Source organism: Streptomyces sp. NBC_00523, assembly GCF_036346615.1.
Lineage (GTDB): Bacteria > Actinomycetota > Actinomycetes > Streptomycetales > Streptomycetaceae > Streptomyces.
In genome coordinates, this window is record NZ_CP107836.1 from 6491096 (window position 1) to 6514757 (window position 23662).

19 protein-coding genes are annotated in these 23662 nt (G+C 73.4%); 11 read left to right on the forward strand and 8 right to left on the reverse strand.

Annotated features, from left to right (window positions below):
- Positions 1-5: 5 nt before the first annotated feature.
- Positions 6-2189 carry a DEAD/DEAH box helicase gene (locus OHS17_RS29300; RefSeq protein ID WP_330314582.1) on the reverse strand — a complete coding sequence of 728 codons (2184 nt, stop codon included), beginning with the start codon at positions 2187-2189 and terminating at the stop codon, positions 6-8.
- A gap of 144 nt (positions 2190-2333) precedes the next feature.
- Here OHS17_RS29300 and OHS17_RS29305 point away from each other — a divergent pair, with 144 nt between their 5' ends.
- Both OHS17_RS29305 and OHS17_RS29310 read left to right on the forward strand, forming a co-directional pair.
- On the forward strand, positions 2334-2588 hold the full coding sequence (locus tag OHS17_RS29305) for a WhiB family transcriptional regulator (protein WP_018100193.1): 255 nt from the start codon (positions 2334-2336) through the stop codon (positions 2586-2588).
- A gap of 97 nt (positions 2589-2685) precedes the next feature.
- Positions 2686-4269 (forward strand): GMC family oxidoreductase, encoded by a 1584-nt coding sequence (locus OHS17_RS29310; RefSeq protein ID WP_330314583.1) that lies wholly within the window; start codon positions 2686-2688, stop codon positions 4267-4269.
- 31 nt (positions 4270-4300) lie between these two features.
- Here the strand turns inward: OHS17_RS29310 and OHS17_RS29315 are convergent, their stop codons facing one another.
- Positions 4301-5218 (reverse strand): chitosanase, encoded by a 918-nt coding sequence (locus OHS17_RS29315; RefSeq protein ID WP_330315388.1) that lies wholly within the window; start codon positions 5216-5218, stop codon positions 4301-4303.
- 72 nt (positions 5219-5290) lie between these two features.
- On the opposite strand from OHS17_RS29315, the gene OHS17_RS29320 reads away from it, so the two are divergent.
- Positions 5291-8653 carry a hypothetical protein gene (locus tag OHS17_RS29320; RefSeq protein WP_330314584.1) on the forward strand — a complete coding sequence of 1121 codons (3363 nt, stop codon included), beginning with the start codon at positions 5291-5293 and terminating at the stop codon, positions 8651-8653.
- 44 nt (positions 8654-8697) lie between these two features.
- On the opposite strand, the gene OHS17_RS29325 is transcribed toward OHS17_RS29320, so the two are convergent.
- The 4 genes from OHS17_RS29325 to OHS17_RS29340 all read right to left on the reverse strand — a co-directional run bounded on the left by OHS17_RS29325 (position 8698) and on the right by OHS17_RS29340 (position 12649).
- The gene (locus tag OHS17_RS29325; RefSeq protein ID WP_330314585.1) at positions 8698-9672 is read right to left on the reverse strand and encodes an acyl-ACP desaturase; all 975 of its coding nucleotides are present in this window, start codon (positions 9670-9672) and stop codon (positions 8698-8700) included.
- A 170-nt stretch (positions 9673-9842) separates the two neighbouring features.
- Positions 9843-11474 carry an ABC-F family ATP-binding cassette domain-containing protein gene (locus OHS17_RS29330; RefSeq protein WP_330314586.1) on the reverse strand — a complete coding sequence of 544 codons (1632 nt, stop codon included), beginning with the start codon at positions 11472-11474 and terminating at the stop codon, positions 9843-9845.
- A gap of 317 nt (positions 11475-11791) precedes the next feature.
- A complete protein-coding gene (locus OHS17_RS29335) occupies positions 11792-12205 on the reverse strand; it encodes an SsgA family sporulation/cell division regulator (protein ID WP_018100187.1) in 414 nt (137 codons plus the stop codon).
- A 150-nt stretch (positions 12206-12355) separates the two neighbouring features.
- Positions 12356-12649, reverse strand: coding sequence for a YciI family protein (locus OHS17_RS29340; RefSeq protein ID WP_161210442.1), 294 nt, complete (start codon positions 12647-12649; stop codon positions 12356-12358).
- Positions 12650-12715: 66 nt separating this feature from the next.
- Here OHS17_RS29340 and OHS17_RS29345 point away from each other — a divergent pair, with 66 nt between their 5' ends.
- Entirely contained in the window at positions 12716-13378 is a 663-nt protein-coding gene (locus OHS17_RS29345; RefSeq protein WP_330315389.1) for an endonuclease V, read from the forward strand.
- 7 nt (positions 13379-13385) lie between these two features.
- On the opposite strand, the gene OHS17_RS29350 is transcribed toward OHS17_RS29345, so the two are convergent.
- A complete protein-coding gene (locus tag OHS17_RS29350; RefSeq protein WP_330314587.1) occupies positions 13386-14576 on the reverse strand; it encodes a saccharopine dehydrogenase family protein in 1191 nt (396 codons plus the stop codon).
- Between the two features lie 213 nt (positions 14577-14789).
- Here OHS17_RS29350 and OHS17_RS29355 point away from each other — a divergent pair, with 213 nt between their 5' ends.
- Genes OHS17_RS29355 through OHS17_RS29370 form a run of 4 tightly spaced genes read left to right on the forward strand, consistent with a single transcriptional unit; the run spans position 14790 to position 20551 of the window.
- Positions 14790-15941, forward strand: a complete 1152-nt coding sequence (locus OHS17_RS29355) for a CaiB/BaiF CoA transferase family protein (protein WP_330314588.1) — start codon at positions 14790-14792, stop codon at positions 15939-15941.
- Complete coding sequence (locus OHS17_RS29360; RefSeq protein ID WP_164403913.1) at positions 15941-17083, forward strand: acyl-CoA dehydrogenase family protein; 1143 nt, start codon at positions 15941-15943, stop codon at positions 17081-17083. Before OHS17_RS29355 ends, OHS17_RS29360 begins: the two co-directional genes overlap by 1 nt.
- Before the next feature lie 51 nt (positions 17084-17134).
- Positions 17135-18349 (forward strand): acetyl-CoA C-acetyltransferase, encoded by a 1215-nt coding sequence (locus OHS17_RS29365; protein WP_330314589.1) that lies wholly within the window; start codon positions 17135-17137, stop codon positions 18347-18349.
- Between the two features lie 30 nt (positions 18350-18379).
- On the forward strand, positions 18380-20551 hold the full coding sequence (locus OHS17_RS29370; protein ID WP_330314590.1) for a 3-hydroxyacyl-CoA dehydrogenase NAD-binding domain-containing protein: 2172 nt from the start codon (positions 18380-18382) through the stop codon (positions 20549-20551).
- Between the two features lie 55 nt (positions 20552-20606).
- On the opposite strand, the gene OHS17_RS29375 is transcribed toward OHS17_RS29370, so the two are convergent.
- Positions 20607-21338: a MerR family transcriptional regulator gene (locus OHS17_RS29375; RefSeq protein ID WP_330314591.1), complete on the reverse strand. Its 732-nt coding sequence runs from the start codon at positions 21336-21338 to the stop codon at positions 20607-20609.
- Positions 21339-21442: 104 nt separating this feature from the next.
- On the opposite strand from OHS17_RS29375, the gene OHS17_RS29380 reads away from it, so the two are divergent.
- From OHS17_RS29380 to OHS17_RS29390, 3 genes are all read left to right on the forward strand, one after another.
- Complete coding sequence (locus OHS17_RS29380; protein ID WP_330314592.1) at positions 21443-21919, forward strand: macro domain-containing protein; 477 nt, start codon at positions 21443-21445, stop codon at positions 21917-21919.
- A gap of 29 nt (positions 21920-21948) precedes the next feature.
- Positions 21949-22923 carry a GNAT family N-acetyltransferase gene (locus OHS17_RS29385; protein WP_330314593.1) on the forward strand — a complete coding sequence of 325 codons (975 nt, stop codon included), beginning with the start codon at positions 21949-21951 and terminating at the stop codon, positions 22921-22923.
- Between the two features lie 72 nt (positions 22924-22995).
- Positions 22996-23607, forward strand: a complete 612-nt coding sequence (locus OHS17_RS29390) for a TetR/AcrR family transcriptional regulator (RefSeq protein ID WP_330314594.1) — start codon at positions 22996-22998, stop codon at positions 23605-23607.
- Positions 23608-23662 lie beyond the last annotated feature (55 nt).

Here is a 23662-nt window from a genome sequence, read left to right on the forward strand (position 1 = left end):
GGGCTCTACGTCACGGAGGGGCGGGCGGCCGCGCCGAGGCGGCGCTGCTCCTCCTCCACGATGCGGCGGGCCAGCTCGCCCTCCGACACGTCCACCGCGTCCGGCGTCGTCTCGGCGACATCGCTGCGCCGGGCGTACGCGTCGAACAGGCGCTCCTTGCGGGCCACGATGTCGAGCATGCGCTGGTCGATGCTGTCCGCGGCGAGCAGCCGGTGCACCCGGACCGTCCGTATCTGGCCCATCCGGTGCACCCGGGCCACGGCCTGGTGCTCCGTCGTCGGCTTGATCTGCGGTTCGCACAGGATGACGACGGACGCGGCCTGCATGTTCAGCCCGACCCCGCCCGCCTGGATCTGGCTCAGCAGCACCGCGTGCCCGTCCGCCGCCGTGAACGCGTCGACCATCTCCTGCCGCCGGGCCGCCGCCACGCTCCCCGACAGCAGACCGGACACCCCGGCACCGAGTGCCCCGCGCACCGTCTCCAGGACCTCGCGGAAGTACGAGAACACCACGACCTTCAGGCCGTTGCCCGCCGCGTCCCCGACCAGTTCACGCAGCCGGTCCAGCTTGGCGGAGGTCTCCGGACGGGCGTAAGCCGCCCGGCGCATCCGCATGAAGTGCCCCTCGGCCACCGCCTCCCGGTACGCCAGCAGGTCGCCCTCGCTGAATTCCTCCCACTCGTCCACCTGGACCACGGCGGGCAGCTCGGCGAGGACGTCCTCCTGATTGCGCCGCAGATAGGCGGGGGCCACGGCCCGGCGGAACGCCCGCGAGCCCGCCGCGCCGTGCCCGGCGCCCACCGAGGGGGCCAGCTCGGGCCGGAGCTGCCGGACGAGGCTGCGGAACTCCTCCACCCGGTTCTCCATCGGCGTCCCGGTCAGGAACAGCACCCGGTCGGTCAGCCCCGACCAGCCGGAGACCGCGCGCGAACGACGGGTCTCCGGGTTCTTCACGTAGTGCGCCTCGTCCACCACGAGCATCCCGGGCCGCACCCCGCTCTCCCCGGCGTCCGGCAGGGCGTGCAGCGCGTCGAAGGTGGTCAGCGCGACCCCGCCGGAATCCCGCCACTCCGCGAACGCCTCCCGCCGCTCCGGCCCGTGCACCGGCAGCGCGCGCAGCGTGGACCTGGCCCGGACCTCCCGCGTCCAGTTGATGAGGACGCTCGCCGGGCACACCACCAGGAAGTGCGTCTCCCCGTGCGCCGCGAGGTGCGCCAGGGCCGCGATGGCCTGGACGGTCTTGCCGAGCCCCATCTCGTCGCCCAGGATCACCCGCTTCTGGACGAGTGCGAACCGGGCACCGAACGACTGGTAGCCGCGCAGGGAGACCCGCAGCCTGGCGTCGTCCAGCCGCAGCCCGCGCACCCGGTCGGCTATCCCCGACGGCAGGAACCCCTCCGCCGCGTCCCGGTCCGGCCCCGAGCCGGAGAGCTCCGCGAGCAGGCTGTAGTACTCGGCGGACCGCAGCTCGAAGTCGACCCAGGCGGCGGCCGGGGACCCCGGCGCCCGCAGCAGATCGGCCGACACCTGGGCGAACAGCGGCGGCAGCCCACGCTCCACCGCGTCGGCGACGGCCGCCCGGACCCCGGTCACCGCCTCCCGCACCCCGGCCCGCGACCGCCGCCCCGCGAACAGCATCCGCAGCCGCCCCCGCGCCGGACCGGCCGCCGTCAGCAGCGGATCGAGGCGCCCGGCCAGCGCCCGCGCCCCGTCCACCGCCCGCCGCGCGTCCGGGCCCGCCGCCACCAGCCCGTACACCGCGCCGAGCAGCGCGGTCACCGCCTCGTTCCGGTCGTCCACGTCCACGCGCACCGCGACGGTGTCCCGCACCGCGTGCGCGATGCCGCCCGCCGCCGCCAAGGCCTGGTCCGCCGTCTGCGCGCCGACGCCGGGGATCTGGCGGAGCTCGTAGCGGTTCGCGCCGTACACCTGGCCGACCGTCGTGAAACCCGCCTGCTCGATCGCGCCGAGGCGCAGCCGGCCCTCGGTGACGTCCTTCAGCCGGGAGACGGGAATGGAGTCGAGATCGGCGCGCACAAGGGCGTCCAGCAGGGGGTCCAGGCACGTCCGGACGGCGGTGACGGCCCGAGTGTGGTCCGCGAGGACCCCGCGCGCCGCGTCCAGCAGACCGTCGGCGCGGACGAGCAGCTCCCGGGCGGCCCGCCCGGCCGGTGCCCCGCCCTCGCTCATGTACGTCCCTCTGTCTCCGCGACCCCGCCGCTCTCCGCGTACGTGGCTCATATCGTCCCATGCGGTGCCGGTGCCCCGGCCGGGCGGACGCGCCATTGACGCGGCGTTGATCAGTCGTTTATCGCGGCACGGCACTGTGGCGTCATGCTGATCAACACCGCGACCGACCCCGCCTTCTCCTGGCAGGAAACAGCACTGTGCGCCCAGGCGGGCCCCGAGTTCTTCTTCCCGGCCCCCGGCAGCTCCACCCGTGAGGCCAAGCAGCTCTGCAACGCCTGCGAGGGACGGCAGGCGTGCCTGGAGTACGCCCTCGACAACGACGAGCGCTTCGGCGTGTGGGGCGGCCTGTCCGAGAAGGAGCGGGAGCGGCTGCGCCGAGTTGGCCGCGAGCGGGCCTGAAACACCCCCGCACGTGCGAGACTTCGGCCTCCACCGTTTCCGTACGCGGACCCCGTGGGCGTGACGGAACCCGCGTCGACCTGGAGGAGAAGCCGAGTTGAGCGAGTACGACTACGTCGTCGTCGGGGCGGGTTCGGCCGGCTGCGTGCTGGCCGCGCGGCTGTCCGAGGACCCCACCGTGCGGGTCGCGCTGGTCGAGTCGGGCGGACCCGACCGCAAGCAGGAGATCCGGATCCCGGCCGCCTTCCCGCAGTTGTTCAAGACCCCGTTCGACTGGGACTTCAGCACGGTGAAGCAGCCGGCGCTCGGCGGCCGTGAACTGTTCTGGCCGCGCGGCCACACGCTCGGCGGCTCCTCCTCGATCAACGCGATGATGTGGGTACGCGGTCACCGCGACGACTACGACGCGTGGGCGGCGTCCGCCGGGCCGGACTGGGGCCACGACGCGATCGTGCCCTACTTCCGGCGCGCCGAGCGCTGGTCCGGCCCGGCCGTTGACCGCACGGTGTACGGCACCGAGGGCCCGCTGCACATCGCGCCGCCCCGCAGCCCGTCCCCGCTCACCGCCGACTTCGTCACCGCCTGCCGCGACGACGGCCTGACGTTCCTGCCCGAACTGAACGCGCCCGACCACAGCGGGGTCGCCCTCACCCCCGTCAACCAGCGGCGCGGACGGCGCTGGAGCGCGGCCGACGGCTATCTGAAACCGGCCGCCAAGCGCGCCAACCTGGACGTCCTCACGCACACCCGCGTCCGCGCCCTCGCCTTCGACGGCGACCGGGCCACCGGGGTGGAGACCGAGAGCTCCGGCACGCTCACCGCCCGCCGCGAGGTGATCCTCAGCGCCGGCGCCATCGGCTCCCCGCACCTGCTGCTGCGCTCGGGCATCGGCGACCCCGGCGAACTGCGCCGCGCGGGCGTCGAGGTGCGCGCCGCGTCCCCGGACGTCGGCCGCAACCTCCAGGACCACCTGTCCTTCGCGGTCACCCTGCACTGCCCGCGCCCGGTCACCCTGACGGGCGCCGACGCCCCGGTGAACATCGCCCGCTACCTGCTCACCGGGCGCGGACCGCTGAGCTCCAACCTGGCGGAGGCCGTCGCCTTCGTCCGCAGCGCCTCCGCACCGGCCGCGCCGGACCTGGAACTGATCTTCGCCCCGGCCCCGTTCATCGACCACGGGCTGACCCCGCCCACCGAACACGGCGTCACGATCGGCGTGGTCCTCCTCCAGCCCGAGAGCACCGGCCGCATCACCCTGGACACCGACCACCCGGACCCGCGCTCCGCCCTGCGCATCGACCCGGGCTACCTCGCGGACGGCACCGATCTGCGGCGCATGATGGACGGCGTCCGCCACGCCGAACGGCTCTTCGCCCACAGCGCTCTCGCCCCGCACACCTCGACACCCATGGGCCACTACCCGGGGGAGGTGGACGACGACCGCCTGGCCGAGGCGATCCGGACCGGGGCGGAAACCCTCTACCACCCCGTCGGCACCTGCCGGATGGGCGAGGACCCCGGCTCGGTCACCGACCCCCGGCTCCGGGTGCGCGGCGTCCGGGGCCTGCGCGTGGTCGACGCCTCGGTCATGCCGCGCATCACCCGGGGCCACACCCACGCGCCCACGGTCGCCATCGCCGAGAAGGCCGCCGAACTGATCCGGCAGGACGCCCGGGGCTAGAAGGCCTTCAGGGGCCGCCGCAGGGCCGGGATCACGACGGGATACGGAACGTCTCCCCGTACATCTTCCAGGTCAGCGGCGGCTCCAGGGCCAGGTTCTCGTCCTCCAGGAAGACGCGCTGCGCGGTGTCGATGCGCGAGGTGTCGTGCTGCTGGTTCTTCTTCGACTTCATCACGGCGCGCGCCGTGTCCAGGAAGATGTCCAGGTACGCCGACTCGTCTCCGCCCTCCGCGACCGTGTCCGCCTCGGCCAGCGCCGCCTGCCGGATGCCGTAGAAGGAATCCGCCTCGTGCCCCGGCCCCTGGAGCACCATGGTGTCGAAGTAGATGAACTGGCCCAGCGCGCCGAGCCCGTCCAGCTTCGCCAGGCGTACCGCGGGCTCGAAGTACTGCTTGTCGCGGACCTCCTCCTGCGCCGCGCGGAACGCCGGGTCCTCGGCCGCCTTCTTCCACGCACCCGTGAACCCCGGGTCCAGGCCCTCGTGCGAACCGGTCCCGTCGACCTTGCGCAGCGCGGGCAGATACGGGGCGAGCGGGTTGTCCGGGTGGTCCTTCGTGAACGCCTCCACGAACGCCAGCATGTCGTGCGTACCGGAGCAGAAACCGACGAGCCCGGCCGCGTAACCGGTGCCGTCGCCGCTGTCCTCGATCGTCGCGTACTGGGTGCGCCACTTCAGCGTCGAGCCCTCCGCGCTGGCCAGCAGCTCCCACGCGATCTCGCGCATCTCCGGCGCGGCGAGCCCGGCCGGCGCCCGGCCGACCCGCTTGTTCATCTCCGCGCGCTCCTCGTCGTCCGCCGCCGCGAACGGGTCCGGGTTCACCGGCCCGGTGGCCGAAGCCTCGGCGGCCTTGGGGGAGTCCGTCGGCAGTCCGGCGTCCTCGCCGCCGGTGTTGAAGACGAGGGCGACGGCTATCGCCAGCGGCGCACCGATGAGAACGAAGCGGGTCACAGGTTTCACCGGCACAGCGTACGGTCCCCGCCCGCCCCCGGGCGGCACACCCCCGCACGGCAGAATCGCCCCATGACCGACGCCCTGCTGAAGTCCCTCGACCCGCTTCCGTACCCCCGGCGCATGCGCGAACTCGCCGCCCGGGCCCGCGTTCTGTCCGCTTCGGGGGAATTGCGCCGCGTGCTGGACGAGCTGGACCGTGGCGGCCCGTACGAGCGCGGTCTCGCCGCCATCGCGGCGGCCGTCGGCGGCGACGCGGAGTGGACCGGCGCGCACCTCGCCGACCCGGACCCCTTCGTGCAGGGCCACGCCCTGCGGGCCGCCCGGAGCCTCGGCGTCCCCGACGAGGCGTACGAACAGGCCCTGGACGACCTGCCCCGCGCCGCGCGCCGCCGCCTGCTCCGGGCCGTCGTCCGCGACGGGCGCACCGGCCTCGCCGCCCGGCTCCTGGAACGGGTGCGCGGCGACTGGGGCGACGCGGAGGCAACCGTGCTGCTCCCCGGCTGCCCCGCCGACACCGTGGCCCGGCTGCTGCCCGAGCTGCTGTACGCCGTACGCGGCTGGAGCGGCCTGGGCCGCTGCCACCCCGGCCCCCTCCTGGACGCCGTCGAACACCAGCTCGCCGAACTGCCCGAGCCGCAGCGCCCTGAGTGGTGGCAGCGGTACGCCCCCGGGATCGCCGCGACCGTCACCGCCCGGCCCGCCCGCGTCCTCGATCTGCTCGAACGCTTCGGCCCCGCCACCCTGCCGTGGCCGCTGGCCCACCGCCTCGGCGCCCTCGCCACCGCCGACCCGGCCCGCACCGCCCGGCTGCTGCTGCGCCCCGAGACCAGGTCCATGCTGGAGCAAGGCGCGCGCCGGGTGCCCGACGGCGTCCTCGTCCGCCTCGCCCGCACCGCGCCCGAAGGGCTCGTCGTGGAGCTGGGCCGCGCCCTGGCCCAGAACTCCGCGGGCCTCGCCCGGCTCCTCGCCGCCCTCCCGCCCGGCCGGCGCACCGCCCTGCACGCCTCGGTCACCGCCGGACGCGGCCCGGGCGGCCCCGCCGTCGACGCGGACCTCCTCGACGCACTGCCCCGCAGCGGCGTCGCCGACGAGGCGCGGCGCATGGCGGACCGGGCCGCCGAACGCGGCGAGGACTGGCACACCGTGCTCCTCGCCCAGTCCTACCTCCCGGCCGCCGAAGTGTGGGACCGGCTGCTCGCCGCCACCCGCCGGCCCGCCGCCGCGGACCGGGCCCTCGTCTGGCCGCTGCTCGTCCGCAACGCCGGGCGCACCGGCGCACCCGGGCCCGTCGCCGTACTCCTGGACGACATGGCCAGGCTCCGCAACGAACAGGACCCCGTCCGCTCGGCTGCCCTCCTCGCCCTCGCGGGCATCCCCGCCGCCCTGTTCACCGAGGCCATGGAACCCGCCCTGGACCGGATCGCGGCCGACGCCGTCGAGGCCCGGGACTCCTCCTACGCCACCCGGCACGCCCTGAGCACTCTCGCCGTACGGCTGCTGCGCGAACACGCCGTCACCGGCCGCCGCGCCCTGGTCAGCTGGTCGCTGCGCACCCTGGTCCGGATCTCCGGCAACACCGGCGGCGCCGACCTCGGACGGCTCGACCGCACCCTGCGCAGGGGCCAGGAGCACGAGGTGTTCGAGGCCCTGCGGCCCTGGCTGGAGGCGGGCGCCGAGAAGAGCGACTACGGGCTCGCGTTCGCGCTCGTCCGGGCGCTGGGCCGCCGCGCGGCCGGGCTGCCCGAGCTCCAGGACCTGCTGTGGCAGGCGATCCGCTTCGGCTCGGTCACCACCGCGCGGACCGCCGTCCGGCTGTGGCTGGAACCGGACACGGACCGGGGCGAGCGCGTCGAACGGCTCCTCGCGCTCGACCCCTCGGCCGGCACCCTGCCCGAGGTGCTGGCGGTCCTCACCCGCACCCGGACCGACCTGCTCGACCCGTACCTCGCGACCCCGCCGCCGCACGGCCGCTTCCTGACCCCCGGCCGCCCCTGGACCGTCCACCCCGGAGCCGAGATCCGCCGCTGGGTGCCCCGCCAGCACCGCGCCGCCGAACGCGCCCTGCGCCACGCCGCGCGCGACGGGAAGCTGCCGCTGCACGGACGGGCGCGCGCCGTCGTCGCCCTGGCCCGCATCCCCGGGACCGGCGCCGAGTCGCTGGGGGAGTGGACCGGCTCCGACGACGTCGTGCTCGCCGAGGCCGCGCTCACCGCGCTCGGCCACACCGACCGCGCCCCCGAGATGCTGCCCGTCCTGCTCGCCCACACCGGGGACGACCGCGCCCGGGTCGCCGTCTTCGCGGCCGGCCGGGCCTCCCAGGACGTCCGCCCCTCCGTCCTCGCCCCGATGCTCCGCGCCCGGCTGGCCCCGGGCACCGGCAAGGTCACCAGCCGCAAGGAGACCGTCCGGCTCGCCGTGGCCCGGCTGCCCCGGGAGACCGCCGCCGACCTGGTCACCGAGGGCTACGAAGCCCCCGAGCAGCACCCGGACGTCCGGGCCGCCTGCGTGGCCGGGGCCATCGAGCTGCTCGGCGACGCGCGGATGTGGCGGCTCCTCGCCGACGCCGCCGCCGGACCCGCCGTGCTGCGCACCGCCGTCCTGCGCGTGCGGCCCATGGACCTGCCCGGGGCGCACCGCACCGGCTACGCGCGCCTGGTGCGGGAGGTGTGCGGCACGGACGACGAGGAGCTGGCCGCGGCCGCCCACGCCGTGGTGGCCCGCTGGATACCGTGGGAGCCAGGCATCTGCGAGGTGCTGGCCGCCGCCACGACGGACCTGGCGCGCCGCCGCTCCTGGCGCTCGGCCGCCGACGCGCTGGCCGGTGCCGCGCCCGCCGCCTCCGGGGAGGCCGCCCGGGCGCTGATGGGCGCGCTGGCCACGCTCACGGACTCCGTGGCCATGGACGACGCCGGCAGCGACCGCGACCGGCCCGAGCGGCAGCGGGCCGTGTACCTGGTGAACCGCCTCGCGTCGGCGGCCGGGGGGCGCGCCGACGCGACCCTGCGCTCCGTCCTCGCCGCCGCCGGCGACCGGCTGGCCCGCCACCGCGACTACGTACCGCAGGCCGTCGAGCTGCTGGCCAGGGCGGTGGACCCGGAGAGCGGGGCGGACGCGCTGCACGCCGCGCTGGACCGCATCGCCCTGCTGGTCACCGGCCGGCCCGTGCTCGCCGCCCGCGTCGCCCTCCTGTACGGCACGCAGCACGGTGTCCCGCAGGGCGAGGACGGGGCGGCGACGCTGCTCGCGGTGGCGGGGCGCCTCGCCGAGGACGGCGGCCTCGCGCACGGCCTGCTGGCGGTGCGGCTGGTCGCGTCCGGCGGACGGCACACGGGGTGGACCGGGCCCTGGCGGACCCAGCTGCGGCTGCTGCGGCGCCACCCGGAGGCGGAGGTGCGCGACGCGGCGTACGCGGAGGTGACGGTCCGGGAGTGAGCGGTCCCCCGGAGCGTCACCTCCGTGCGGTCGGGCCTGAGCGGTCAGCCCTGGGCGCGGGCGGCCATCCGGGCCTTCCGGGCGGCGAGCTTCTCGTCGAACTTCGCCGCCTCGGTGTCCAGGCCGTGCATGTACAGGCCCAGCTCCTCCTGCGCCTTCAGGCCCTCCGGGCCCAGGCCGTCGATGTCGAGCACCTTCAGGTATCGCAGCACCGGCTGGATGACGTCGTCGTGGTGGATGCGCATGTTGTAGATCTCACCGATCGCCATCTGCGCGGCGGCCCGCTCGAAGCCGGGCATGCCGTGGCCGGGCATCCGGAAGTTGACGACGACGTCGCGCACGGACTGCATCGTCAGGTCCGGGGCCAGCTGGAACGCCGCGCCCAGCAGGTTGCGGTAGAAGACCATGTGCAGGTTCTCGTCGGTCGCGATGCGCGCCAGCATCCGGTCGCAGACCGGGTCGCCCGACTGGTGCCCGGTGTTGCGGTGCGAGACGCGGGTCGCTAGCTCCTGGAAGGCCACGTAGGCCACGGAGTGCAGCATCGAGTGCCGGTTGTCCGACTCGAAGCCCTCCGCCATGTGCGCCATCCGGAACTGCTCCAGCTTGTCCGGGTCGACGGCGCGCGAGGTGAGCAGGTAGTCCCGCATCACGATGCCGTGCCGGCCCTCCTCGGCCGTCCAGCGGTGCACCCAGGTGCCCCAGGCGCCGTCGCGGCCGAAGAGCGAGGCGATCTCGTGGTGGTAGCTGGGGAGGTTGTCCTCGGTGAGCAGGTTCACCACGAGCGCGATCTTGCCGATGTCGGTGACCTTGGACTGCTCGGCCCGCCACGCCTCGCCGTCCTCGAAGACGCCGGGGAAGTTGCGCCCGTCGGAGAAGGGGACGTACTCGTGCGGCATCCAGTCCTTGGCGACCTTGAGATGCCGGTTGAGCTCCTTCTCGACCACCTCTTCCAGTGCGAACAGGAGGTGGGCATCGGTCCACGCCTGTGAACTGCCGAGATGGGGAGAAGTGATCGTCACGAGGGCTCCTGGGGACGGGAGAATTACCTACGGACTCGTAGGTTACGAGACCGTAGGTTAAAGCGACGGTAAGGCTCTGGCCAAGCCCGAACGGGCGAGCGTCGCTCACTCTGTGTGACCGAGGGCGGAGGGGGTGTGCGCCGGCCCGGCGCACACCCCCTCTCCCTCTGTCAGAGCCCGGCGCGCACCTCCTCGGCCGTGGTGTCCCGCAGCTCCCCGTCGAGCAGCAGCCAGCGGGTGATCCCCAGCGATTCCAGGAACGGAACGTCGTGGCTGGCCACGACGAGCGCCCCCTCGTACGCCTCCAGCGCCTCGGTCAGCCGTCGTACGCTCGCCAGGTCGAGGTTGTTCGTCGGCTCGTCCAGCATCAGCAGCTGGGGCGCCGGCTCGGCCAGCAGCAGCGCGGCCAGCGCCGCCCGGAACCGCTCCCCGCCCGACAGCGTCCCCGCCGCCCGGTCCGCCCGCGCACCCCGGAAGAGGAAGTGCGCGAGCCTCGCCCTGATGTGGTTGTTGGTGGCGTCCGGGGCGAACCGCGCCACGTTCTCCACCACGCTCAGCCCGTCGTCCAGCACGTCGAGCCGCTGGGGCAGGAAGCGCAGCGGGACGTCGGTCACGGCCTCGCCGGACACCGGGGCCAGCTCACCGGCGAGCGTGCGGAGCAGCGTGGTCTTGCCCGCCCCGTTGCGCCCCACCAGCGCGATGCGCTCCGGACCGCGCACCTCGTACTGGCCCCGCACCCGCGCCCCGTACGCGAGTTCCAGATCGCGCAGGACCAGCACGCCCCGGCCCGGATGGACCCGGGTGCGCGGCAGTTCGACCCGGATCTCGTCGTCGTCGCGGACCAGCTCGACGGCGTCGTCCAGTCGCTCCTTCGCCTCGGCCAGCCGCTCCGCGTGCAGGAGCCGGTGCTTGCCCGCGGACTCCTGGGCGGCGCGTTTGCGTGCCCCCATGACGATCTTGGGTTCGCGTTTCTGCTCGTACATCTTCTGCCCGTACCGCTTGCGCCGGGCCAGTTTCACCTGGGCGTCGGCCAGTTCGCGCTTCTGCCGCTTCATGTCGGCCTCGGCGACGCGCACCATGCGCTCGGCCGCCTCCTGCTCGACGGCCAGCGCCTCCTCGTACGCGGAGAGGTTGCCGCCGTACCAGGTGACGGTGGAGTCCCGCAGGTCGGCGATCTGGTCGACCCGCTCCAGGAGTTCCCGGTCGTGGCTGACGACGACGAGCACCCCGTGCCAGGCGTCGACGGCCGCGTACAGGCGCAGTCTGGCGTACAGGTCCAGGTTGTTGGTCGGCTCGTCAAGCAGCAGCACGTCGGGCCGGGCCAGCAGCAGGGCTGCCAGCCGCAGCAGCACGCACTCGCCGCCGGACATCTCGCCGATCGTGCGGTCGAGCCCGATGTGGCCGAGGCCCAGCCCGTCGAGGGTGGCGCGGGCCCGCTCCTCGACGTCCCAGTCGTCGCCGACGACGGTGAAGTGCTCCTCGCCGACGTCACCGGCCTCGATGGCGTGCAGCGCGCGGCGGACCGTGTCGATCCCGAGCGCGGCGTCGACGCGCAACTCCGTGTCCAGGACCAGGTTCTGCGGCAGGTAGCCCACTTCACCGGAGACGGCGATCCGGCCCCCGGTGGGCTCGATCTCCCCGGCGAGCAGCCGGAGCAGGGTGGACTTTCCGGCCCCGTTGAGGCCGATGAGCCCCGTGCGGCCGGGGCCCACGGAGAGATCGAGGCCGTCCAGGGCCCGGCCGCCGTCGGGCCAGACCAGGGACAGGGCGGAACAGGTGATGTGGGCGGTGGGGGTAGACATGAGGAATCTCCCGGTTGCGAGGAAGGACAGGGCAACGGGACGAGACACCGGCCACTGGCATTCGACGCGTTCCGGCGGAAAATCCGGTAGCGCGGAGGGAAGGCCCTGGTCGCGGAGGACGGCTCGGAGAGCTGAGGTCGCACTCGGGCGCGCGGACACGGCAAAGGCCGGTCATGGCACGCGACACGGTGTCTCGGGACCTCAGACCTTCAAGGGCCTGCTCCATTCGGCGACGACAAGGACACCGGGAACGTTACGCGGGGCCCGGGGAGGGAGCAATCGGATTAACGGCCCCCGCGCGCAAGCGGGTCGCGGACTCAGCAGGGGCCGAAGAGCTCGGTCAGATTCCGGTCGAGGTCCAGGAACCGGTGCTCATGGCCGCAGGGCACCAGCTCCTGGGCCCGTCGCAGGAACCGCCGCAGATCCGCGGTGCGCACATGCACCATCGCGATCCCCTCGGCGGCGTGGAACTCCAGCACCGTACGGTCGTAGCCGAACGGCCTGACGCGTACGTCCCCGAGCCCGGACGGCACCTCCATCCCGGCGGCGAGCAGGTCCCGGGAGAACTGCCAGGACACCTCGGTCCCTTCCAGCGTCGCCGGCGCGGGGAACGCCATGCGTACGGCGAAGGGGTCCGCCCGGTCGTAGCTCAGGACGGCGGGCAGGGTCTCCATCTGCGGCGCGGACGCCACCATGCGGGCCTGTACGGACTGTTCGATGACCGTGGACACGAACCTGCTCCCTCTCGCGACCGGACGAACGGTTCCCGGCACCCGTAGAGACGGCGGAGGCCGCCGATCCGTGCACCGGGAGTCGGCGTGAGCTGTATCACCGCGCACGCCGCTGCCTGTTCGCGTGCCCCGTTCCGGCGGGAGCACCCGTCAGAGCCGCTGGCGGTACGGGGCGAGCGCGTCCGAGGTCTTGGTGGCGATGAACTCGGTGATCCGGTACGCGCAGACGCCCTCGACCACGAACGGGTCGGTCGCCGCCAGCGCCTCGATCGCCGCCCGGTCGTCCCCGACCGCGAGGATCACCCCGCCGTCCCGGGGGTTCTTGCGCCCGGAGGCGATGAACACCCCGGCCTCGTACTGCCGGTCGAGCCAGGCGACGTGCGCGCTCAGCGCCGCGTCGACGCGGTCCATCGGGGCGGTGTAGGACAGCTCAAGTACGAACATGATCTCAGGCTACCGGCGGGGCGCCGGGGCCACCGCCTAGGGTGACGCACCATGACAGCGCTGCACATGCCCTCCGACGCCGCCGAGGCCCGTGCCGTCCAGGACGCCCTGCGCGGCCGGGTGATCCTCGACGAGCCCGGCCCGTCGCCCGGGACCGGCCGGGTGACCGGGGTCGACGTCGCCTATGACGACGAGCGGGACATCGTGGTGGCGGCGGCCGTCGTGCTCGACGCCGCGACGCTGGAGGTGGTGGAGGAGGCGACCGCCGTCGGCCGGGTCAGCTTCCCGTACGTCCCGGGGCTGCTGGCCTTCCGCGAGATCCCGACCGTCCTGGCCGCCCTGGAGAACCTGGGCACCGACCCCGGGCTCGTCGTCTGCGACGGGTACGGCAGGGCCCACCCCCGCCGCTTCGGCCTCGCCAGCCACCTCGGCGTCCTCACCGGGCTCCCGGTCATCGGCGTCGCCAAGAGCCCGTTCACCTTCACCCACGAACCGCCGGGACCGCGGCGCGGGGACCAGTCGCCGCTGCTGGACGGGGCGGAGGAGGTCGGCCGGGCCCTGCGCACCCGGACCGGCACCAAGCCGGTCTACGTCTCCGTCGGGCACCGCACCGGCCTGGACAACGCCGTCGCCCACACCCTCGCGCTCGCCCGGGACTTCCGGCAGCCGGAGACCACGCGCAGGGCGGACTCCCTGTGCCGCAGGGCGCTGCGCGCAGCCACCGGCTGAAGGCGGTTCAGCGCACCGCCGCCACCCGGAACCGCAGCCCCGCCGCCACCAGCCGGCCGAGCAGCGCGTCGCCCATCGCGGTGGCCGTCGTGACCTGCCCCGAGGTGGCCGGCAGCTCGTCCAGCGCCAGGCACAGCGCCGACTCCGCGAGCATCTTCGCCGTCTCGTCGTACCCCGGATCGCCGCCCGACACCTCCGTGAACACCTGCCGCCCGCCGCCCTCGCCGACGAACCGCACGGTGAACCAGCTGCGCCGCCTGCGCTCCGCGTCCGGGCCCGCGCCCGCCTCGTAACGCCCCATCAGCCACTCCCGCGCGGCCGGCACCTGCGCGGCGCCGAGCAGTACGCCGAGCGCGGCGGTGCCCCCGAGGGCCACGGGGAGGCGCTTGACCGAGGCGTAGTGGCGGTAGCGGAAGTCGGGGCCGTAGCGGGGCAGCGCCTTCGCCGAGCGGGCGACGATCCGCGCGTCGAGCGTCGGCAGCGGAAGCGCCCAGGTGCCCGTCTCCGGGCTGAAGCGGGGGCGGCCGAGCGGGGCGTGGACGCGGCGCCCGGCCACCCGGGGCTCGTACAGCCGGCGTTCCCTCGCGGCGCGCGCCGTCTGCGCGCCCCGGCCCATCGCGGTGAGCGCCGAGGCGAACGTACCGCCGGAGAAGACGGCGTTGCTGCGGACGAAGCCGTCGACGCGCAGCGGCACGTCCTCGGGCAGCTGCCGGACCGTGAAGTAGGCGCCGAGGTCGTGCGGCACGGAGTCGAAACCGCAGGCGTGCACGATGCGGGCGCCGGTCTCGCGGGCCCGGGTGTCGTGCGCCACGTACATCCGGTCCACGAACTCCGGCTCGCCCGTCAGGTCCGTGTAGTCCGTCCCCGTCTCCGCGCAGGCGGCGACCAGCTCCTCGCCGTACCAGACGTAGGGGCCGACGGTCGTGGCCACCACGTGCGTGGACTCGGCGAGTTCGCGCAGCGAACCCTTGTCGGCGGCGTCCGCCCGGATGAGCGGCACGTCCGCGCAGCGCGGATCGAGGGCGGTCAGCCGGGTGCGGAGCTTCTCCAGCTTGGCGCGGTCGCGTCCGGCGAGGGCCCAGCGGCAGCCGTCGGGGGCGTGCCGGGCCAGATACTCGGCGGTGAGCGCGCCCACGAAACCGGTGGCGCCGAAAAGGACTACGTCATAGGGGCGTGCGGCCCCGTTCTGCCTGTTCACGAAAGCCTCCGCGGAGGACGGCACCGGATGGAGCGAGCAGAGGTTAGCGCGGCCGCCGTGGCGGTGTGAGGGCGGGAGGGGGTCATGGGGGAGTATCCATGAGGATCCGCGAAAAGAACTAAGCGCTTGCTCGGCCCAAGGGGTTGTGCGGAGCGCGGTGCATTCCTAGCATCATCGGTGTTACATCAGTTGTGTCATACCGCTGGGGGCTCGATGGCGAGTACAGGGAACGGCCCGCGCGGGCCCCTCGACGGGCTTCGGGTGGTGGAGCTCGCCGGTATCGGCCCCGGCCCGTTCGCCGCGATGGTGCTGGCCGATCTGGGCGCAGACGTCGTGCGCGTCGACCGCCCCGGCGGCGCCGGGCTCGGCATCGACCCGGCCCGCGACCTCACCAACCGCAACAAGCGCTCCGTGCTGGTCGACCTCAAGGCCCCGGACGGTCCGGCCGCCGTCCTGGACCTGGCCGCCCGCGCCGACGTCCTCATCGAGGGCTACCGGCCGGGCGTCGCGGAACGCCTCGGCGTGGGCCCCGAAGCCTGCCTGGCCCGCAACCCGAAGCTCGTCTACGGGCGGATGACCGGCTGGGGCCAGGACGGACCGCTCGCCGAGCGCGCCGGACACGACATCGCGTACATCGCGCTCACCGGCACCCTCTCCATGATCGGCCGGCCGGACGAGCCGCCCACCGTCCCCGCCAACCTGGTCGGCGACTACGCGGGCGGCTCGCTCTACCTCGTCATCGGCATCCTCGCCGCCCTCCAGCACGCCCGTACGCCCGGCGGCACCGGACAGGTGGTCGACGCGGCCATCGTGGACGGCGCCGCCCACCTCGCCACGATGATCCACGGCATGCTCGCGGCCGGGAGCTGGCAGGACCGGCGAGGCGCCAACCTGCTGGACGGCGGCTGCCCGTTCTACGGCTCGTACGAGACCGCCGACGGGCAGTACATGGCGGTGGGCCCGCTGGAGCAGCGGTTCTACGACGCGTTCGTGAAGCTCCTCGGGATCGCGGACACCGTCCCGGACCGGAACGACCTGGCCCGCTGGGACGAGCTGCGCGCCGCCGTCGCGGACCGGTTCCGCACCCGCACCCGCGCCGAGTGGACCGAGGTCTTCGACGGCTCGGACGCCTGTGTGGCGCCGGTCCTCTCGCTCCGCGAGGCCCCGCACCACCCGCATCTCGCCGCCCGCGCCACCTTCGTGGAGCACGGCGGACTCACCCAGCCCGCGCCCGCGCCCCGCTTCTCGGCCACGCCCACGTCCGTGCGCACCGGGCCCGTCCTGCCGGGCGCGGACACCGAAGCCGTCGCCGCCGACTGGGACGTGCCCGGCCTGCGGACCACCCGGAAGGACACCACTCCCTGATGCAGCGGCAGATCTTCACCGAAGAGCACGACGCGTTCCGCGAGACCGTGCGCACCTTCCTCGCCAAGGAGGTCCTTCCGCACTACGAGCAGTGGGAGAAGGACGGCATCGTCTCCCGCGAGGCGTGGCGCGCCGCCGGCCGGCAGGGCCTCCTCGGCCTCGCGGTGCCCGAGGAGTACGGGGGCGGCGGCACCACCGACTTCCGCTACAGCGCGGTCCTGGCCGAGGAGTTCACCCGGGCCGGCACCCCCGGGATCGCGCTCGGGCTGCACAACGACATCATCGGCCCGTACCTCACCGGCCTCGCCACCGACGAGCAGAAGCGGCGCTGGCTGCCCGGCTTCTGCAGCGGCGAGACCATCACCGCCATCGCCATGACCGAACCCGGCGCCGGCTCCGACCTCCAGGGCATCCGCACCACCGCCGAGGACAAGGGCGACCACTGGCTGCTCAACGGCTCCAAGACCTTCATCTCCAACGGCATCCTGGCCGACCTGGTGGTCGTCGTCGCGAAGACCACCCCGGAGGGCGGGGCCAAGGGCCTCTCGCTGATCGTGGTCGAGCGCGGCGCGGAGGGCTTCGAGCGGGGCCGCAACCTCGACAAGATCGGCCAGAAGTCGCAGGACACGGCCGAGCTGTTCTTCAACGACGTGCGCGTCCCCAAGGAGAACCTGCTCGGCGAGCGCGACGGCGCCTTCATCCACCTGATGACCAACCTCGCCCAGGAACGCATGGGCATAGCCGTCGCCGGGATCGCCGCCGCCGAACACCTCCTGGAGATCACCACCGCGTACGTGAAGGAGCGCGAGGCGTTCGGCCGGCCGCTCGCCAAGCTCCAGCACATCCGCTTCGAGATCGCGGAGATGGCCACCGAGTGCGCCGTCACCCGGGCCTTCCTGGACCGCTGCATCGTGGACCACTCCGACGGCACCCTCGACGCCGTGCACGCCTCGATGGCGAAATGGTGGGCGACCGAACTGCAGAAGCGCGTCGCCGACCGCTGCCTCCAACTCCACGGCGGCTACGGCTACATGGCGGAGTACCCGGTGGCCCGGGCGTTCACCGACGGCCGCATCCAGACCATCTACGGCGGCACGACCGAGATCATGAAGGAGATCATCGGCCGCTCGCTGCTCGCCTGACCCGTTCGCCGCCCACCACGCTCGCGCCACCACCCTCGAAAGGCAGCTGTCTTGAGTACCGAAGCATTCGTCTACGACGCGATCCGCACCCCGCGCGGCCGCGGCAAGGCCAACGGCGCCCTGCACGGCACCAAGCCCATCGACCTCGTCGTCGGCCTGATCCACGAGATCCGCGCCCGCTTCCCGGGCCTGGACCCGGCCGCCGTGGACGACATCGTCCTCGGCGTGGTCAGCCCGCTCGGCGACCAGGGCTCCGACATCGCCCGGATCGCCGCCATCGCGGCCGGGCTGCCCGACACCGTCGCCGGGGTCCAGGAGAACCGCTTCTGTGCCTCGGGCCTCGAAGCCGTCAACCTGGCCGCCGCCAAGGTGCGTTCGGGCTGGGAGGACCTGATCCTCGCGGGCGGCGTCGAGTCGATGTCCCGCGTACCGATGGGCTCCGACGGCGGCGCCTGGGCGATGGACCCGATGACCAACTACGAGACCGGCTTCGCCCCGCAGGGCATCGGCGCCGACCTCATCGCCACCATCGAGGGCTTCTCCCGCCGCGATGTGGACGAGTACGCCGCGCTCTCCCAGGAGCGGGCCGCCGAGGCGTGGAAGGACAACCGCTTCGCCCGGTCCGTCGTCCCCGTCAAGGACCGCAACGGCCTCGTCGTCCTCGACCACGACGAGCACATGCGCCCCGGCACCACCGCCGACTCGCTCGCCGGGCTCAAGCCCTCCTTCGCGACGATCGGCGAGATGGGCGGCTTCGACGCGGTGGCGCTCCAGAAGTACCACTGGGTCGAGAAGATCGACCACGTCCACCACGCGGGCAACTCCTCCGGCATCGTGGACGGCGCCTCCCTCGTCGCCATCGGCAACCAGGGGATCGGCGAGCGCTACGGGCTCACCCCGCGCGCCCGCATCGTCTCCGCCGCCGTCTCCGGCTCCGAGCCGACCATCATGCTCACCGGCCCCGCCCCGGCCAGCCGCAAGGCGCTCGCCAAGGCCGGACTGACCATCGAGGACATCGACCTCATCGAGATCAACGAGGCCTTCGCCGGGGTCGTCCTGCGGTTCGTCCGGGACATGGGCGTCTCCCTCGACAAGGTCAACGTCAACGGCGGCGCCATCGCGCTCGGCCACCCGCTGGGCGCCACCGGCGCCATGATCCTCGGCACCCTCATCGACGAGCTGGAGCGGCGGGACCGGCGCTACGGCCTCGCCACCCTGTGCGTGGGCGGCGGCATGGGCATCGCCACCGTCATCGAGCGTCTCTGACCGTCCCCTTCCTACGGAGAAGACACACCCATGACCGAGAGCACGACCATCCGCTGGGAACAGGACGAGACCGGCGTCGTCACCCTCGTACTGGACGACCCCAACCAGTCCGCCAACACGATGAACCAGGCGTTCAAGGACTCCATCGCGGCCGTCGCCGACCGCGCCGAGGCCGAGAAGGACTCCATCCGGGGCATCATCTACACCTCCGCCAAGAAGACCTTCTTCGCCGGTGGCGACCTCAAGGAAATGATCCGGATCGGTCCGGACAACGCGCAGCTCGCGTTCGACACCGGCACCGCCATCAAGAACTCGCTGCGCCGCATCGAGACCCTCGGCAAGCCGGTCGTCGCCGCCATCAACGGCGCGGCCCTCGGCGGCGGTTACGAGATCGCGCTCGCCTCGCACCACCGCATCGCCCTCGACGCGCCCGGCTCCCGCATCGGCCTCCCCGAGGTCACCCTCGGCCTGCTCCCCGCGGGCGGCGGCGTCACCCGCACCGTGCGCCTCATGGGCATCGCGGACGCCCTGCTCAAGGTCCTCCTCCAGGGCACCCAGTACACCCCGCGCCGCGCGCAGGAGAACGGCCTCGTCCACGAGGTCGCCGCCACGCCCGAGGAGATGCTGGAGAAGGCCCGCGCCTTCATCGACGCCCACCCCGAGTCCCAGCAGCCCTGGGACGTCAAGGGCTACAAGATCCCCGGCGGCACCCCGTCGCACCCGAAGTTCGCCGCGAACCTGCCGGCCTTCCCGTCGAACCTGAAGAAGCAGATCGCGGGTGCGCCGATGCCCGCGCCGCGCAACATCCTCGCCGCCGCCGTCGAGGGCTCCCAGGTCGACTTCGAGACCGCGCTGACCGTCGAGGCCCGGTACTTCACCGAGCTGGTCACCGGCCAGGTCTCCAAGAACATGATCCAGGCGTTCTTCTTCGACCTCCAGGCCGTCAACTCCGGTGCCAGCCGCCCCAAGGGCATCGAGGAGCGCCGGGTCCGCAAGGTCGCCGTCCTCGGCGCCGGGATGATGGGCGCGGGCATCGCGTACTCCTGCGCCAAGGCCGGGATCGAGGTCGTCCTCAAGGACGTCTCCGCCGAGGCCGCCGCCAAGGGCAAGGCGTACAGCGAGAAGCTGCTCGACAAGGCGCTGTCCCGGGGCCGTACGACCGAGGCCAAGCGCGATGAGCTGCTGGCCCGCATCACCCCGACCGGTGACGTGGCCGACCTCGCGGGCTGCGACGCGGTCATCGAGGCCGTCTTCGAGGACACCGCCCTCAAGCACAAGGTGTTCCAGGAGATCCAGGACGTCATCGAGCCCGACGCGCTGCTTTGCTCCAACACCTCCACCCTCCCGATCACGGTCCTCGCCGAAGGCGTATCGCGCCCCGTCGACTTCATCGGGCTGCACTTCTTCTCGCCGGTCGACAAGATGCCGCTGGTCGAGATCATCAAGGGCGAGAAGACCGGGGACGAGGCGCTGGCCCGCGCGTTCGACCTGGTCCGCCTGATCAAGAAGACCCCGATCGTCGTCAACGACTCGCGCGGCTTCTTCACCTCGCGCGTCATCGGCCAGTTCATCAACGAGGGCGTCGCCATGGTCGGCGAGGGCGTCGAGCCCGCCTCCGTCGAACAGGCCGCCGCGCAGGCCGGATACCCGGCCAAGGTGCTCTCGCTGATGGACGAGCTGACGCTCACCCTGCCGCGCAAGATCCGCAACGAGACCCGCAAGGCCGTCGAGGAGGCGGGCGGCACCTGGCCCGAGCACCCGGCGGACACCGTGATCGACCGGATGGTGGACGAGTTCGGCCGCCCCGGCCGCAGCGGTGGCGCGGGCTTCTACGAGTACGACGAGACGGGCAAGCGGACCCGTCTGTGGCCGGGCCTGCGCGAGCACTTCACGAAGCCCGGGACGGACATCTCCTTCACCGACATGCAGGAGCGCATGCTCTTCTCCGAGGCGCTGGACAGCGTCCGCTGCCTGGAGGAGAACGTCCTCATCACCGTCGCCGACGCCAACATCGGTTCCATCATGGGCATCGGCTTCCCGCCGTGGACCGGCGGCGTGCTCCAGTACATCAACGGCTACGAGGGCGGTCTGCCCGGCTTCGTGGCCCGCGCCCGGGAACTCGCCGAGCGCTACGGGGACCGCTTCCTGCCGCCCGCGCTGCTGGTGGAGAAGGCGGAGAAGGGCGAGACCTTCCACGACTGACCCGGTGCACGGAGTGCCGTACCGCGCGGGACCGGCGGTACGGCACTCCGTGCGTTCACTCGGCGGTGAACGCCGCGCGCAGCTCCTCCTTGAGCGACCGCTGGAACGCGGTCACCAGGGCCTGGAGCACCATCGGCTGCATGTGCGCGGACAGCGACTTCATCGCCTTGACGTGCTCGGGGTCCGCCTCCCGCTCCCGGTACGGATTCCACACCTCGTCCCGGAACAGCCGGGTCAGCTCCTGCGCGGCCGACCGGGTGTGCTCCAGCAGGACCGTACGGGCGGCGAGGATCGTCTCGTGCGCGATCGGCACGTCGAGCAGTTCCACGCCGAGCCGGAGCAGCCCCGGGTCCAGCCGGAACACCCCGGCCTCGGGCGCGGCCTTCTCCAGCACCCCCAGCGCGGCCAGCCGGTCGAGATCCTGGCCGCTCAGCGTCCGCCCGGCCCGCCGCTCCAGCTCCGCCCGCGAGGCGTCCTCCGGGGAGTCCGGCGCCCAGGAGGCGACCAGGGCCCGGTGGATGGCCAGATCGTGGGCGCTCAGATCGGGCGGCAGCTGCTCCAGGTACCGTTCGATCGCGGCGAGCGTCATGCCCTGGTGCTGAAGCTCCTCGATGAGCGCCAGCCGCGACAGGTGGTCGTGCCCGTAGTGCCCGACCCGGCGCGGCCCGATCACCGGCGGCGGCAGCAGCCCCCGGGTGCTGTAGAACCGCACCGTCCGCACAGTCACCCCGGCACGAGCCGCCAGCTCGTCGACGGTGAGCTTCGGCTCCTCGGCCTCGGTCGCCATGTCCGCTCCTCGTGTCCGGTGCCCGGTGCAACAGTATTGCTGTCTCACCACCGATGTGAAAGTGCGGCCGGGCCACTGTCAGTGCCGCCGCCTAGCCTGAACACATGTCCGAGATCAGGTACGTACGAGGGGACGCGACCTCGCCGGAGGGCAAGGGCGTCAAGATCATCGTCCACGTCTGCAACGACCTCGGCGGCTGGGGCAAGGGCTTCGTGCTCGCCCTCTCCCGGCGCTGGCCCGAACCCGAGGCCGCGTACCGCGGTTGGCACCGCGACCGCGCCCGGAACGACTTCGGCCTCGGCGCGGTGCAGCTCGTGGCGGTCTCCCCGTTCGTCCACGTGGCGAACCTGGTGGGCCAGCACGGGATGCGCCGGGGGAGCAAAGGCGTCCCGGTGCGCTACGAGGCCATCGACACGGGTCTGGCCACCGTGGCCGGCCATGCCCTGGAGCTCGGCGCCTCGCTGCACATGCCCCGGATCGGCTGCGGCCTCGCGGGCGGCACGTGGTCCCGGATCGAGCCCCTCATAGAAAGCCGGTTGACGGCACGGAATCTGTCGGTGACCGTGTACGACTTCGACTGAGCCCCGCACGGGGCACCTGAGGGGGAGTCATGACGGGGAGCGGGACCGGCGTGCCCGGATACGTCCTGAGGGCGTACCGGGGGGCCGAGGACCACAGCGCGATGGCCGCCGTGCGCGCGGGCTGCGCGGAGCACGACCGGGTCGACCCCGGCTCGGTCGTGGAGGGACTGCCGGACGCGGAGGCGATCGGCACGGCGTCCGCCGCGCTCGCGGACCCGGCCCGCGACCAGGTCCTCATCGAGCACGGCGGCGCCGTCGTCGGGTACGCGGCCGTCCGGTGGTGGCGGGAGCGGGACGGGACCTGGCTGTATCTGCACCGGGGCCACCTGCTGCCCGGCCACCGGGGGCGCGGCGTCGGGTCGGCCATGCTCGCCTGGGCCGAGGAGCACGTCCGCGGGCTCGTCGCGGAGCAGGGCACGGCGACGACAGCGGTGTTCGGCGCCAACGCCATGGCCGGGGAGCGGGAGGCCGCGCGGCTGCTGACGGACGCCGGATACCGGCGCGTGTTCAGTCTGGTGGAGCTGGAACTGCCGGACCTGGGCGCGCTGCCCGGCGCCGGGGAGCCGCCGCCCGGCATCCGGATCGGGCCCGTCCGGCCGGACGACTACCGCGCGGCCTGGCGGACCGTGGTCGACTCGTACCGGGACGCCGCCTTCACCGAGGAGTGGCCGTACGCACGCTTCCTGGCCACGGCGGACCCGGCCTGCTGGCGGGCCGCCTGGCAGGGCGAGGAGATGGCGGGGGTCGCCCTGTGCTCGCTCCGCGCCCGGGACCGCACGACCGGCGAGGTCGAGGAGCTGAGCGTGCGCGCCGGGTCCAGGCGGCTGGGCGTCGGACGGGCCGTCCTGCTCGCCGGACTGCGCGGCCTGCGCGAACACGGCGCCACCAGCGCCCGCCTGTACACCGGGACGGCCAACCCGCACCGCTCGTACGACCTCTACGAGAGCGTCGGCTTCCGGCGCCGCAACGAGTACGTGCGCTACCGCAAGCCGCTGCCGGGCTGACGCCCCGGCCTGGTACGGGGATACGGGGCGTGTCACTCTGTTGCGGGTGTGCGGGCGGACCGGGGAGGGCTCATGGCGGGGCGCGACAGGGAAGCGGCGGGGGCCGGGGCGGTCGCCGACGTGCTGGGGGAGCAGATCCTCGACGCCGCGCGCGAGCAGTTCATGACCTTCGGGCTGCGCCGCTCCACCGTGGACGACGTGGCCAAGCGCGCCGGTGTGTCACGGGTGACCGTGTACCGGCGGATCGGCAACAAGGACAGCCTGGTGTCCGCGTGCCTCCTGCGCGAGTACCGCAGGTTCGTGGCGGAGGTGGACGAGGCCGTCGCCGCGCTGCCCACCCCCGAGGACCGGCTGGTCGAGGGCTTCGTCGCCGTGCTGCGGCACATCCGCGAACACCCGCTCATCGGCGGGCTGCTGCGCCTGGAGCCCGAGACGATGCTGCCCTTCCTGACCGTGGAGAGCGGCCCCGCCTTCCTCGCGATCCGGGGCTATCTGGCGGGCAGGCTGCGCGAGGTCCGGCGGCTGGAGGGCGGACCGGAGACCGACCCGACGCCCGTCGCCGAGCTCATGGTCCGGATCACCGTCTCCTTCCTCCTCAACCCGGTCAGCTGCTTCGAGTTGGACGACGACACCCAGGTCCGCGACTTCGCCCGCCGCTGCCTGGTGCCGCTGCTCGCCGCCTGAGCGGGAGGCACCCACCCGTTTCCGGACCCCGCGCGCCCCCTCCCTAAGCTCCGGG